The organism is Streptomyces sp. NBC_01017 (assembly GCF_045162795.1).
In the GTDB taxonomy this organism is placed as follows: Bacteria; Actinomycetota; Actinomycetes; order Streptomycetales; family Streptomycetaceae; genus Streptomyces; species Streptomyces machairae.
In genome coordinates this window covers 9,048,475-9,061,067 of record NZ_CP108683.1, presented here as the reverse complement: position 1 = coordinate 9,061,067, position 12,593 = coordinate 9,048,475, and the positions used below count along the sequence as shown (strand labels likewise).

Annotated in this window: 13 protein-coding genes; 10 read left to right on the top strand and 3 right to left on the bottom strand. The window is 70.0% G+C overall.

Annotation, left to right across the window (positions count from 1 at the left end; translation table 11 throughout):
- Positions 1-33: 33 nt before the first annotated feature.
- Positions 34-609, bottom strand: a complete 576-nt coding sequence (locus OG331_RS41640; protein ID WP_406206757.1) for a helix-turn-helix domain-containing protein — start codon at positions 607-609, stop codon at positions 34-36.
- 77 nt (positions 610-686) lie between these two features.
- Here OG331_RS41640 and OG331_RS41635 point away from each other — a divergent pair, with 77 nt between their 5' ends.
- The 5 genes from OG331_RS41635 (at position 687) to OG331_RS41615 (ending at position 5,506) form a co-directional block, all read left to right on the top strand.
- Complete coding sequence (locus OG331_RS41635) at positions 687-1,610, top strand: NAD(P)/FAD-dependent oxidoreductase (protein ID WP_406206754.1); 924 nt, start codon at positions 687-689, stop codon at positions 1,608-1,610.
- 125 nt (positions 1,611-1,735) lie between these two features.
- Positions 1,736-3,274, top strand: coding sequence for an ATP-dependent DNA ligase (locus OG331_RS41630; RefSeq protein WP_406206751.1), 1,539 nt, complete (start codon positions 1,736-1,738; stop codon positions 3,272-3,274).
- 16 nt (positions 3,275-3,290) lie between these two features.
- Entirely contained in the window at positions 3,291-3,773 is a 483-nt protein-coding gene (locus OG331_RS41625; RefSeq protein ID WP_406206748.1) for an NUDIX domain-containing protein, read from the top strand.
- 76 nt (positions 3,774-3,849) lie between these two features.
- On the top strand, positions 3,850-5,244 hold the full coding sequence (locus OG331_RS41620) for an NADP-dependent succinic semialdehyde dehydrogenase (protein WP_406206745.1): 1,395 nt from the start codon (positions 3,850-3,852) through the stop codon (positions 5,242-5,244).
- A 25-nt stretch (positions 5,245-5,269) separates the two neighbouring features.
- A complete protein-coding gene (locus OG331_RS41615; protein ID WP_328429254.1) occupies positions 5,270-5,506 on the top strand; it encodes a DUF6213 family protein in 237 nt (78 codons plus the stop codon).
- A 48-nt stretch (positions 5,507-5,554) separates the two neighbouring features.
- Here the strand turns inward: OG331_RS41615 and OG331_RS41610 are convergent, their stop codons facing one another.
- Positions 5,555-6,784: an acyl-CoA dehydrogenase family protein gene (locus OG331_RS41610; RefSeq protein ID WP_328429253.1), complete on the bottom strand. Its 1,230-nt coding sequence runs from the start codon at positions 6,782-6,784 to the stop codon at positions 5,555-5,557.
- A gap of 180 nt (positions 6,785-6,964) precedes the next feature.
- Between OG331_RS41610 and OG331_RS41605 the strand changes: the two genes are divergently transcribed.
- Positions 6,965-7,609 carry a TetR family transcriptional regulator gene (locus OG331_RS41605; RefSeq protein WP_328883145.1) on the top strand — a complete coding sequence of 215 codons (645 nt, stop codon included), beginning with the start codon at positions 6,965-6,967 and terminating at the stop codon, positions 7,607-7,609.
- 6 nt (positions 7,610-7,615) lie between these two features.
- Here OG331_RS41605 and def read toward each other — a convergent pair whose 3' ends face one another.
- Positions 7,616-8,170 (bottom strand): peptide deformylase, encoded by a 555-nt coding sequence (gene def / locus OG331_RS41600; protein ID WP_406206741.1) that lies wholly within the window; start codon positions 8,168-8,170, stop codon positions 7,616-7,618.
- A 111-nt stretch (positions 8,171-8,281) separates the two neighbouring features.
- On the opposite strand from def, the gene OG331_RS41595 reads away from it, so the two are divergent.
- From OG331_RS41595 to OG331_RS41580, 4 genes are all read left to right on the top strand, one after another.
- Positions 8,282-9,520 carry a MurT ligase domain-containing protein gene (locus OG331_RS41595; protein WP_328429250.1) on the top strand — a complete coding sequence of 413 codons (1,239 nt, stop codon included), beginning with the start codon at positions 8,282-8,284 and terminating at the stop codon, positions 9,518-9,520.
- Positions 9,521-9,554: 34 nt separating this feature from the next.
- Positions 9,555-10,283, top strand: a complete 729-nt coding sequence (locus OG331_RS41590) for a type 1 glutamine amidotransferase (protein WP_406206738.1) — start codon at positions 9,555-9,557, stop codon at positions 10,281-10,283.
- Positions 10,284-10,484: 201 nt separating this feature from the next.
- Complete coding sequence (locus tag OG331_RS41585) at positions 10,485-11,510, top strand: 6-phosphofructokinase (protein ID WP_389447369.1); 1,026 nt, start codon at positions 10,485-10,487, stop codon at positions 11,508-11,510.
- 108 nt (positions 11,511-11,618) lie between these two features.
- Complete coding sequence (locus OG331_RS41580) at positions 11,619-12,569, top strand: cytochrome c oxidase assembly protein (protein WP_406210647.1); 951 nt, start codon at positions 11,619-11,621, stop codon at positions 12,567-12,569.
- Positions 12,570-12,593: the final 24 nt, after the last annotated feature.

Below are 12,593 nucleotides of genomic sequence, written 5' to 3'. Positions count from 1 at the left end.
CAGGGAACAGTCATGTGGGGACAGTCATGTGCGTCACGACTTCTTGGGCCGCGCCCGCACATGCATCCGCTCCCCCTGCGGCCCGAACAGACTGAGGAACTCCACCGGCCCCTCCCCCGTCGACCCGAACCAGTGCGGCACCCGTGTGTCGAACTCGGCGGCCTCTCCCGCCGCGAGCACCACGTCGTGCTCGCCGAGCACCAGCCGCAGTCTGCCCGACAGGACGTACAGCCACTCGTAGCCCTCGTGCGTGCGCGGCTCCGGATCGAGCCTGCGCTGCGGTTCGAGCACCTTGAAGGCCTGGAGGCCGCCGGGCTGCCGGGTCAGCGGCCAGTGCTTGCGGCCGTACTGCTCGATCGGCTTGGTGGCGCGCACCCTCGGATCTCCGACGACGGGGTTGCCGACCAGTTCGTCCAGCGGCACCTGATGGGCCCGCGCGATCGGCAGCAGCAGTTCGAGGCTGGGTTTGCGCAGGCCGGACTCCAGCCGGGAGAGCGTGCTCACCGAGATGCCGGTCACCTCGGACAGCGAAGCGAGGCTCACCTCGCGTTCCTTGCGCTTCTGCCGCAGCCTGGGACCCACGCCCGCGAGAACTTCATCGGTAGTCATGCCGGTATTGCAGTTTCGGCAAACTTGTTTGTCAATCCCGCGCCCTTCGCGGCACGGTCCGGGTGGAGGTGGTCACCATGACCGAAACGTACGAAGTGATCGTCGTCGGGGGCGGTGCGGCGGGCCTCTCGGCCGCCCTCGTCCTGGGCCGGGCCCGGCGCCGCACGCTGGTCGTCGACGCGGGCGAGCCGCGCAACGCGCCCGCCGCGCACATGCAGGGCTATCTGACCCGGGACGGCATGTCCCCCGCCGAGTTCCTGGCGATCGGCCGCGAGGAGATCGCCCGGTACGGCGTGGAGCTCGTCCGGGACACCGTCGTGGACGTCACCAAGGGCGAGGACTTCGCGGTCGAGCTGGCGAGCGGACGCAGCGTCCGCGCCCGGCGGCTCGTCGTCGCCACCGGCCTCAAGGACGAGCTGCCGGATGTCCCCGGCGTCGCCGAGCGGTTCGGCAAGGATGTGCTGCACTGCCCGTACTGCCACGGCTGGGAAGTCCGTGACCAGGCCTTCGGTGTGCTGGCGACCACCGCACTGAGCGTGCACCAGGCGCTGATGGTGTCGCAGTGGTCGAAGGACGTGACCTTCTTCCTGCACGAGGTCGCCGAGTCGGACCTCGCGGACGACGACCTGCGCAGGCTCGCGGCGGCCGGCGTGCAGGTGGTGCCCGGCGAGGTGGCCGGGCTGGTGATCGAGGACGACAGGCTCACGGGCGTGCGCCTGGCCGACGGCACGGTGCACACGCGCGAGGTCGTGTTCACCGCGCCGCGCGCCGTCCCGCAAACGGATCTGCTGGTACAACTGGGCGCCGAGCTGACCGAGACCCCCTTCGGCGCGTACCCCGTGGTCGACGGGACGGGCCTGACGACCGTCCCCGGTGTCTGGGCGGTCGGCAACGCGATGGGCTTCGCCGAACAGGTCGTGAACGCGGCGGCGGGCGGCTACCGAGCAGGGGCCTTCATCAACGGGGAGCTGCTCTTGGCGGACCTCGACGCAACCCCCTAGGGGCGCGGGGCTGTATCGACATGCGGCCCCGCCGCGTGGGCGCGACCAGCCACAACGCACCCGCAGACGAAACCCGACGCATTCGTCGGGGTGTAAACCGGCGGAGCCCGTCGCACGATGGCTGCATGCTGCTGACCCGGCTGGCCCAGGTGTCCCAGGAGGTCGCCGCGACCTCCGCGCGGTCCCGGAAGATCGCTCTGCTCGCGGAGCTGTTCCGGGACGCCGAGGCGGACGACGTACCGATCGTGATCCCGTATCTGGCGGGACGGCTGCCGCAGGGGCGGCTCGGCATCGGCTGGAAGGTGCTGAGCCGCCCGGTCGCCCCGGCCGCCGAGCCGACCCTCACGGTGCGCGAGGTGGACGCCCGGCTGACCGGGCTCGGCAAGGTGTCCGGCACCGGTTCGCAGGCCGAACGGGGCCGTCTGGTCGGCGAGTTGATGGGCGCGGCCACCGAGAACGAGCAGCGGTTCCTGTTCGGGCTGATCACCGGCGAGGTGCGGCAGGGCGCACTGGACGCCGTGGCGGTGGAGGGCCTCGCCCAGGCGACCGGGACACCGCCGGCGGACGTGCGGCGGGCGGTGATGCTCGCCGGGTCGCTCCAGACGGTGGCCGAGGCCCTGCTCGCGGACGGCCCCGCCGCCCTCGAACGCTTCCGGCTCACCGTCGGCCGCCCCGTCCTGCCGATGCTGGCGCACAGCGCCTCCTCGGTGTCCGAGGCGGTCGACAAGCTCGGCGCCTGCGTGGTCGAGGAGAAGCTGGACGGCATCCGCGTCCAGGTCCACCGCGACGGCGACGCCGTACGGATCTACACCCGCACCCTGGACGACATCACCGACCGGCTCCCCGAACTGACCGCGACCGCACTTGAGCTGAGAGGCGAGCGCTTCATCCTGGACGGGGAGGTCATCGCCTTCGACGACCAGGGCCGACCCCGCTCCTTCCAGGAGACCGCCGGCCGCGTCGGCTCCCGCGTGGACGTGGCGACGGCGGCCAAGGATGTCCCCGTCTCCCCCGTCTTCTTCGACGCACTGTCCGTCGACGACCGCGACCTGCTCGACCTGCCCTTCGTCGAACGGCACGCGGAACTGGCCCGGCTGGTCCCCGAGCCGATGCGCGTGCGCCGCAGCCCGGTCTCCGGGCCCGAGGACCTCGCGCGGGCCGAGGACTTCCTCGCCGAGACCCTGAAGCGCGGCCACGAGGGCGTGGTCGTCAAGGCGCTCGACGCCCCCTACAGCGCGGGCCGGCGCGGCGCCTCCTGGCTGAAGGTCAAGCCCGTGCACACCCTCGACCTGGTGGTGCTGGCCGCCGAATGGGGCCACGGCCGCAGGACCGGCAAACTCTCCAACCTCCACCTGGGCGCTCGCACGGCGGACGGCTCCTTCGCCATGCTCGGCAAGACCTTCAAGGGCATGACCGACACGATGCTGAGCTGGCAGACCGAGCGGCTCCAGGAACTCGCGGTCGAACACCAAGGCTGGGGAGTGACCGTGCGCCCCGACCTGGTCGTCGAGATCGCCTACGACGGCCTGCAGCGCTCCACCCGCTACCCGGCCGGCGTGACCCTGCGCTTCGCGCGCGTGGTCCGCTACCGCGAGGACAAGCGGCCCGAGGAGGCCGACACGGTCGAGACCCTGTTCGCCGCCCACCCGGACGTGAAGCCGTGACCGCGGAGGTGAAGCCGTGACGTCGCCCGGCGGGAAGCGTGAGAAGCGCAGCGCGGGACTGCTGCTGTTCCGCCACACCGATGACGGCCTGGAAGTGCTGCTCGGCCATATGGGCGGCCCGTTCTTCGCCAAGCGTGACGCCGGGGCGTGGACGGTCCCGAAGGGCGAGTACGAACCCGACGAGCCCGCCTGGGACGCGGCCCGCCGCGAGTTCCGGGAGGAGCTGGGTCTTGCACCGCCCGACGGGGAGGCCGTACCGCTCGGCGAGGTCAAGCAGTCCGGCGGAAAGATCGTCACGGTGTGGGCGGTCGAGGCCGACCTCGACCCGGCGACGGTCGTCCCCGGCACGTTCGTGATGGAGTGGCCGCCGCGCTCGGGACGGACCCAGGAGTTCCCGGAGCTCGACCGGGTGGCGTGGCTGGGCGTCGACCGGGCGCGCGAGGTCGTCGTCAAGGCGCAGGCCGCGTTTCTCGACCGGCTGGCGGAGCACTCGGCCTGAGCGGCCGTACACGCGTTGCGGTAGCCACCGCCGCGCGGGAAGGTCGAAGCATCAGCCCGCTCCCAGGAGGTCGGTCATGCCCATCGCGACGGTGAACCCGGCGAACGGCGAGACGCTCAAGACGTACGAGGCCATGGGTGCCGAGGAGATCGAGCGCAGGCTCCAGCTCGCCGAGGCCACGTTCCGCACGTACCGGACGACCAGCTTCACCGACCGGGCTCGCCTGCTGGTCCAGGCCGCGAGTCTCCTGGAGGAGGACCAGGACGACATCGCCCGGACGATGACCACCGAGATGGGCAAGCCCATCAAGCAGTCGCGCGCGGAGGTCGCGAAGTGCGCCAAGGCGATGCGCTGGTACGCCGAGCGGGCCGAGGAACTGCTCGCCGACGAGGAGCCGCCCGACTCCGACGTGAAGGACTCCGGCGCCTCGCGGGTCCGGGTGCGCTACCGGCCGCTGGGTCCGGTGCTCGCGGTGATGCCGTGGAACTTCCCGCTCTGGCAGGTGATCCGCTTCGCGGCCCCGGCGCTGATGGCGGGCAACGTCGGCCTCCTCAAGCACGCCTCGAACGTCCCCCAGACCGCCCTCTACCTGGAGGACCTGTTCCACCGCGCGGGCTACACGGAGGGCTGCTTCCAGACCCTGCTCGTCGGGTCCGGACAGGTCGACGAGATCCTGCGCGACGAGCGCGTCAGGGCGGCCACGCTCACCGGCAGCGAGCCGGCCGGCCGCGCGGTCGCCGCCACCGCCGGGGAGATGATCAAGAAGACGGTGCTGGAACTGGGCGGCAGCGACCCGTACGTCGTGATGCCGTCGGCCGACCTCGACCGCGCCGCGCAGATCGCGGTGACGGCGCGCGTACAGAACACCGGTCAGTCGTGCATCGCCGCCAAGCGGTTCATCGTGCACACGGACGTCTACGAGGCGTTCGCCGAGCGGTTCGTGGAGGGCATGAAGGCGCTGGTGGTCGGTGATCCGATGCAGGAGGAGACGGAGGTCGGCCCGCTGTCCAGCGAACGAGGGCGCGACGACCTGGAGGAGCTCGTCGACGACGCCCGGCGCAGTGGAGCGGCCGTCCTGTGCGGCGGCCACCAGCTCCGCCGGCCCGAGCTGCCCGGCTGGTACTACGCGCCCACCGTGCTCGCCGGCATCACCCGTGAGATGCGGATCCACCGCGAGGAGGCGTTCGGGCCGGTCGCCACGCTGTACCGGGCCGACGACCTGGACGAGGCGGTACTGATCGCCAACGACTCACCGTTCGGGCTGAGTTCGAATGTGTGGACCCGCGACGAGGCCGAGGTCGACCGGTTCGTACGGGATCTGGAGGCCGGAAGCGTGTACGTCAACGGGATGACGGCGTCCCATCCGGCGTTCCCGTTCGGCGGAGTGAAGCGGTCCGGATACGGGCGTGAGCTGTCCGGGCACGGAATCCGCGAGTTCTGCAACATCACCACGGTTTGGCAGGGTGCGTGAGCGCCGCGCGACTACGATCCCGGGTGTGAACCGCGAAGTTACTCTGCCGCTGATCGTCGATGACCGCGGGACCTTGCAGGTGGCTGCCTCCGATGTGAGCAAGCTGCTGCGCACGGTGGGGGGTCGGTGGCTGCACCTTGTCGAGGCCGGGGAGGACGGGCTCGACGAGGACACGGTGGCTGCGCTGACCATCGAGCTGGCGAAGCTCGCGGATCGCATCGATGTGGCGTGCATCGCGCACAGCAGCGGCACCGCACCCTAGGAGAGCTCCGCAGGACGCGAGGACGCCCTGCGGCAAACCCCTGCGGCGCTACCGAATCGACATGCCCGACAACGTACGGGCGATCACCAGCCGCTGGATCTCGCTCGTGCCCTCGAAGATCGTGTAGATCGCGCTGTCGCGGTGCATCCGCTCCACCGGGTACTCCCGCGTGTAGCCGTTGCCCCCGAGGATCTGTATCGCCTGAGCGGTGACCTTCTTCGACGTCTCGCTCGCGAACAGCTTCGACATCGACCCCTCGGCCGCCGTGAACGGCTTCCCGTTCACCGCCATCCAGGAGGCACGCCACACCAGCAGCCGCGCGGCATCGATCTGCGTCGCCATCTCGGCCAGCTGGAACGCCACACCCTGGTTGTCGATGATCGGCCGCCCGAACTGCTCACGCGTCATCGCGTAGTCGAGGGCGACCTCGTACGCGGCACGGGCCGTACCCACGGCCATCGCGCCGACGGCCGGCCGCGAGGCCTCGAACGTGGCCATCGCCGCGTTCTTCACCCGCTCGCCGCCGCCCGCCTTGGCCCGCTCACGGGCCCGTGCCAGCCGCTCGTCCAGCTTCTGCTTGCCGCCCAGCAGACAGGAACCCGGCACACGCACGTTGTCCAGGACGACCTCGGCGGTGTGCGAGGCACGGATGCCGTGCTTCTTGAACTTCTGGCCCTGGGCCAGGCCGGGAGTGTTCGGCGGGACGATGAAGGACGCGTGCCCCTTGGACCCCAGGTCCGGGTCGACCACCGCGACGACCACGTGGACGTTGGCGATACCGCCGTTGGTCGCCCAGGTCTTCGTGCCGTTGATCACCCACTCGTCCTTGGCCTCGTCGTACACGGCACGGGTCCGCATCGAGGCCACGTCGGAGCCGGCGTCGGGCTCGGAGGAGCAGAACGCGGCAAGCTTGACATCGTTGGCATCGCCGTACATCTGGGGCACCCAGGTGCCGATCTGCTCCTCGGTGCCGTTCGCGAGGACGCCGACGGCGGCGAGGCCGGTGCCGACTATCGACAGGGCGATGCCCGCGTCGCCCCAGAACAGCTCCTCCATCGCCATGGGGATGCCGAGACCGGTCTGGTCGAAGTACTGCTGGGCGTAGAAGTCGAGCGAGTAGATGCCGACCTTCGCGGCCTCCTGGATGACCGGCCAGGGAGTCTCCTCACGCTCGTCCCATTCGGCGGCCGCGGGGCGGATCACATCGGCCGCGAAGCCGTGCAGCCAGTCCCGGACCTCCTTCTGTTCGTCGTTGAGCTCCATGGTGAACTCGGCCATGTCCCCTCCAGCGGCGTACGTGCATGCTTGATGCTTGTTACTAGCGGTAACCCTAGTTTGTTACTCGTGGGTAGATAAAGTCAACCCGCGATGCCCGGTCGGCAGTCCGTTCGATGGTTCCGGCTGGTTGAGTGTTAGTTTGCGCATGCGTCATCGATTCACCACGGGTGGGGAGAGCTCATGGACACCACGCAGCGGACCGAGCAACAGCGGTCCGCCGACCGCCGTCGGCGCGAGCTGCTGGAGGCCGCCGACAGAGTGGTGCTTCGCGACGGCCCGCAGGCCTCGATGAATGCGATCGCGGCCGAGGCGGGGATCACGAAGCCGATTCTGTACCGGCACTTCGGTGACAAGGGCGGACTTTACGCGGCGTTGGCCATGAGGCACACGGACGCGCTGCTCGACTCGCTGCGGGCGGCGCTGGACGCCCCCGCGGACCGGCGTGAGCGCGTCGAGGCCACGTTGGACACGTACCTCGCGGCGATCGAGGCGCGGCCTCAGGTGTACCGGTTCCTGATGCATCCGGCGGAGGGGGGCCAGCCGGGGGACCCGGGGTTCGACGTCGGCAAGCACTCGGCGCCGTTGCTGCGCAGGATGGGCGAGGAACTGGCCACCGTCATCGAGGAGCGGTTGGATCTCGGTCCCGGCAGTCAGCAGCTGGCCCGGGTGTGGGGGCACGGGATAGTCGGGATGATGCATGCCGCGGGTGACTGGTGGCTCGGGGAACGACCGTGCTCGCGGGCGGAGTTGGTGCGGAGTCTGGCCGACCTGTTGTGGGGGCGGTTGGCTGCGGCGGGGGACAAGATAGGCGGCCCGGGGTTCTGACGGTCCCTAGGTGGGCAGCGTCGGCCTGTGCCAAGAGGCTCGGGCCACCTGTCGCATCAGGCGTCTGTGGCGCCAGCCCGTTACGCGGTCCGCGTAGAGCCTGCCTTCCAAGTGGTCGTACTCATGCTGCAAGCACCTCGCGAAGAAGCCCGTCCCGTGGATCGTCACCGGCTCCCCCGTCACCGTGAAGCCCTCGATCACCGCATGGTCGTACCGCTCGGTGCCCGCCTCCAGGCCCGGCAGGGACAGGCAGCCCTCCGGGCCGCGGAGCACCACCCCGTCCGTCTCCACCACCCGAGGGTTCACCACATGCCCGAGGTGCCGGACGTCCTCGTCGTCCGGGCAGTCGTACACGAACACCCGCAGCGGCTCGCCGATCTGGTTCGCGGCGAGGCCCACGCCACGCGCCGCGTACATCGTCGCGTACAAGTCCTCCACCAGCGTCGCCAATTCGGGGCCGAAGTCGGTGACATCCTTGCAGGGCGCCTGGAGCACCGGGTCACCGAGCACGGTGAGGGGACGGACGCGCCCGCGCGCGCCCGGAATCGAGCCGTTTCGCATGGCCGCAAGGGTACGGCGATTCGGGAGTGCGAATGGATCTCGATAGGCTGACCACCACCACGTTGCCGTCAGGCAGAGGCGCGGCGCGTACGCAAGGAGGATCGAGAACTGATGTCAGGCAACTCGGACCCGCTTTCGCCGCGGGCCAAGCTGGCCGTGACCGCGGGCAAGGCGGTCGCGGCGGCATCGCGTGCCGCGGGGCGCGGTAGCGGTTCGGTGATCGGCGGCCGGGTGGCACTCAAGCTCGACCCCGACCTGCTCGCCCGGCTCGCGCAGAACCTGGACGTGGTCCTGGTGTCGGCGACCAACGGCAAGACCACGACCACCCGGCTCATCGCGGAGGCCCTGCGGGCCGCCGGACCGGTCGTCTCCAACGCGCTCGGCGCGAACATGCCGGCCGGCATCACCTCGGCACTCGCGGGCAGCTCGGAGGCTCGCTACGGCGTCATCGAGGTCGACGAGAAGTACCTCGCCGGGGTCGCCCGGGACACCGACCCCAAGTGCATCGCGCTCCTCAACCTCTCCCGTGACCAGTTGGACCGCGCCGCCGAGACCCGCATGCTCGCGGAGAACTGGCGCGAGGGACTCGCCGGCTCGAAGGCCGTGATCATCGCCAACGCCGACGACCCGCTGGTCGTGTGGGCGGCCTCCTCGTCCCCGAATGTGATCTGGGTCGCCGCCGGGCAGATGTGGAAGGACGATGCCTGGTCCTGCCCGTCGTGCGGCGGTGTGATGCAGCGGCCGGGCGACGACTGGTTCTGCGGTGAGTGCGGTTTCCGGCGTCCCACGCCGAGCTGGGCACTGTCCGGTGATCACGTCCTCGACCCGCACGGGTCGGCCTGGCCCATCCACCTCCAGCTGCCCGGCCGCGCCAACAAGGCCAACGCCGCCTCCTCGGCCGCCGTGGCCGCCGTGTTCGGGGTGCCGCCGCAGGTCGCCCTGGAGCGGATGTACCAGGTGCAGGCCGTCGCGGGGCGCTACGACGTCGTGCAGTTCGAAGGGCGGGACCTGCGGCTGCTGCTCGCCAAGAACCCGGCCGGCTGGCTGGAGACGTTCTCCCTGATCGACCCGCCGCCGACCCCGGTGATCCTCTCCGTGAACGCGCGCGGCGCCGACGGCACCGACACCTCCTGGCTGTGGGACGTCGACTACACGCGGCTGACCGGGCACCCGATCTGTGTCGTCGGCGACCGCAGACTCGACCTCGCGGTGCGGCTGGAGGTCGCGAACCAGCAGTTCCAGGTATGCGACACCCTCGACCAGGCCGTGCAGCTGTGCCCGCCGGGCCGGATCGAGGTCATCGCGAACTACACCGCGTTCCAGGACCTGCGCCGCCGCGTCGGCAACTGACGTACTCAGACGTACTCACAAGGACAGTGACTTCATGAGCGACAACAGTCTGCGGGTCGTCTGGATCTACCCGGACCTGCTCAGCACGTACGGCGACCAGGGCAATGTCCTCGTCGTGGAGCGCCGGGCACGGCAGCGCGGCCTGGACGTGGCCCGTCTCGACGTGCGCAGCGACCAGCCGATCCCGACCTCCGGCGACATCTACCTGATCGGCGGCGGCGAGGACCGGCCGCAGCGGCTGGCGGCCGAGCGGCTGCGCCGGGACGGCGGTCTCACCCGGGCCGTCGAGAACGGCGCCATCGTGTTCTCGGTCTGCGCCGGGTACCAGATCCTGGGCCACGAGTTCATCAACGACCTCGGCCAGCGCGAGCCCGGTCTCGGCCTGATCGACGTGGTGTCGGTGCGGGGCGAAGGTGCCAGGTGCGTCGGTGACGTGCTCGGCGACATCGACCCGCGCCTCGGTCTGCCCCCGTTGACCGGTTTCGAGAACCACCAGGGCGTCACCCACCTCGGCCCCACCGCCCGCCCGCTCGCCAAGGTCCGCTTCGGCAACGGCAACGGCACGGGCGACGGTACGGAGGGTGCGTACAACGACACCGTCTTCGGTACGTACATGCACGGGCCCGTGCTCGCCAGGAACCCGCTGATCGCCGACCTGCTGCTGAAGCTCGCGCTCGACGTGAACGCGCTGCCGCCGACCGACGACCGCTGGTACGAGGCGCTCCGCAACGAGCGCATCGCTGCCGCGCAGCAGCCTGCCTGACCGTCGTCGCACCGGCTCGTACACCTGGGTTCCAGGCTGCTGTCACCAGCCCGTCTGACGGTGCGTCCGCACAGGTGAGCGGGGTCGTCCAGCAGGCGGACGCAGGGTTCGGCCCCGCCCCCCGATGCCGCTAGGGTGGCGGGGATTCGAGCCGGACAGCGTGGTCCGGTCCCGGCCCACGTTGAGAAGGTTTTTCGGGCTATGCGCATTGGTGTCCTCACGTCCGGCGGCGACTGCCCCGGCCTGAACGCCGTCATCCGGTCCGTCGTGCACCGCGCCGTCGTCGACCACGGCGACGAGGTCATCGGCTTCCGGGACGGCTGGAAGGGCCTCCTGGAGTGCGACTACCTCAAGCTCGACCTCGACGCGGTGAGCGGCATCCTGGCTCGCGGCGGCACGATTCTCGGTTCCTCCCGGGTCCAGCCCTCCCATCTGCGGGACGGCGTGGAGCGGGCGAAGGGCCATCTCGAGGAGCTCGGCCTCGACGCGATCATCCCGATCGGCGGCGAGGGCACGCTGAAGGCGGCCCGGCTGATGTCGGACAACGGCCTGCCCGTCGTGGGCGTGCCGAAGACCATCGACAACGACATCGCGGTCACGGACGTCACCTTCGGTTTCGACACGGCCGTGGGCGTTGCGACCGAGGCCCTGGACCGGCTCAAGACCACCGCCGAGTCCCACCAGCGGGTGCTCGTGGTCGAGGTCATGGGCCGGCACACCGGCTGGATCGCGCTGCACTCCGGCATGGCGGCCGGCGCGCACGCCATCGTCGTGCCGGAACGGCCCTTCGACATCGAGGAGTTGACCCGGGTGGTCGGCGCGCGGTTCGAGGCGGGCAAGCGCTTCGCGATCGTCGTGGCGGCCGAGGGGGCCAAGCCGAGGCCCGGCTCCATGGCGTTCGACGAGGGCGGCAAGGACATCTACGGGCATGAGCGGTTCGCCGGGATCGCCCGTCAGCTGTCCATCGAGCTGGAGGGGCGCCTGGGCAAGGAGGCCCGGCCGGTGATCCTCGGGCATGTGCAGCGGGGTGGTACGCCCACCGCCTACGACCGGGTGCTCGCGACGCGGTTCGGGTGGCATGCGGTGGAGGCCGTGCACCGGGGTGAGTTCGGCAGGATGACCGCACTTCGCGGGACCGACATCGTGATGGTGTCGCTGGCGGAGGCCGTGGAGACGCTGAAGACCGTGCCGGAGGACCGGTACGAAGAGGCTGAGTGCGTGCTGTAGCTCCGGTTCGCCCTTGAACTGATGCCCCCGGTCGCAATGCCGACCGGGGGCAGTTCTAGTCTGTGTGCGGACAGACTTGCACAACCCCCACGAAACAGGAGCCGGCGGATGGATCACAGCGGGCACGGCATGATGATGGATTTGCCGCCGTTCACGCTGGGACGCGGGCTCGCGTGGTCCGCGGACCCGTTCTTCCTCGTCGCCTGTCTGGTGGGCCTCGCGCTGTACGCGTGGGGGGTCGTGCGGCTCGCACGGCGCGGCGACAAGTGGCCCGTGGGGCGGACCGTGTCGTACGTCGCCGGGGTGCTGTCCGTGATGCTCGTCATGTGCACCGGGCTGAATGACTACGGGATGGTCATGTTCAGCGTGCACATGGTGCAGCACATGGTGATCAGCATGTTGTCGCCGATTCTCCTCCTGCTCGGTGCGCCGATGACGCTGGCGTTGCGTGCGATGCCGCCGGCCGGGCGGGGGCGCAAGGGGCCGCGGGAACTGCTGCTGGCTCTGCTGCACAGCCGGTACATGCGGATCATCACGCATCCGGCGTTCACCATTCCGCTGTTCATCGCCAGTCTCTACGCGCTGTACTTCACGCCGCTGTTCGACTTCCTGATGGGCTCCAAGACGGGCCACATCGCCATGATGGTGCATTTCCTCGCCGTGGGTGTGGTGTTCTTCTGGCCGATCATCGGCGTGGATCCCGGTCCGCAGCGGCCGGGGTATCTGATGCGGATGCTGGAGTTGTTCGCGGGAATGCCGTTCCACGCGTTCTTCGGCATCGCGTTGATGATGGCGTCGGAGCCGATGGTCGAGACGTTCAAGAACCCGCCCGCCTCACTCGGCATCGACGCGCTCTCCGACCAGAACGCGGCCGGCGGCATCGCCTGGGCGTTCAGTGAGATTCCGTCCGTGCTGGTGCTGATCGCGCTGCTGTTCCAGTGGTACGGCTCCGAGCAGCGGCAGGCGAAGCGGCAGGACCGGGCCGCCGACCGGGACGGTGACAAGGAACTCGAGGCGTACAACGCCTATTTGGCCTCATTGAACGCACGCGGGAACTGAGGAAACCGAAAGGCTGCGCCTTTC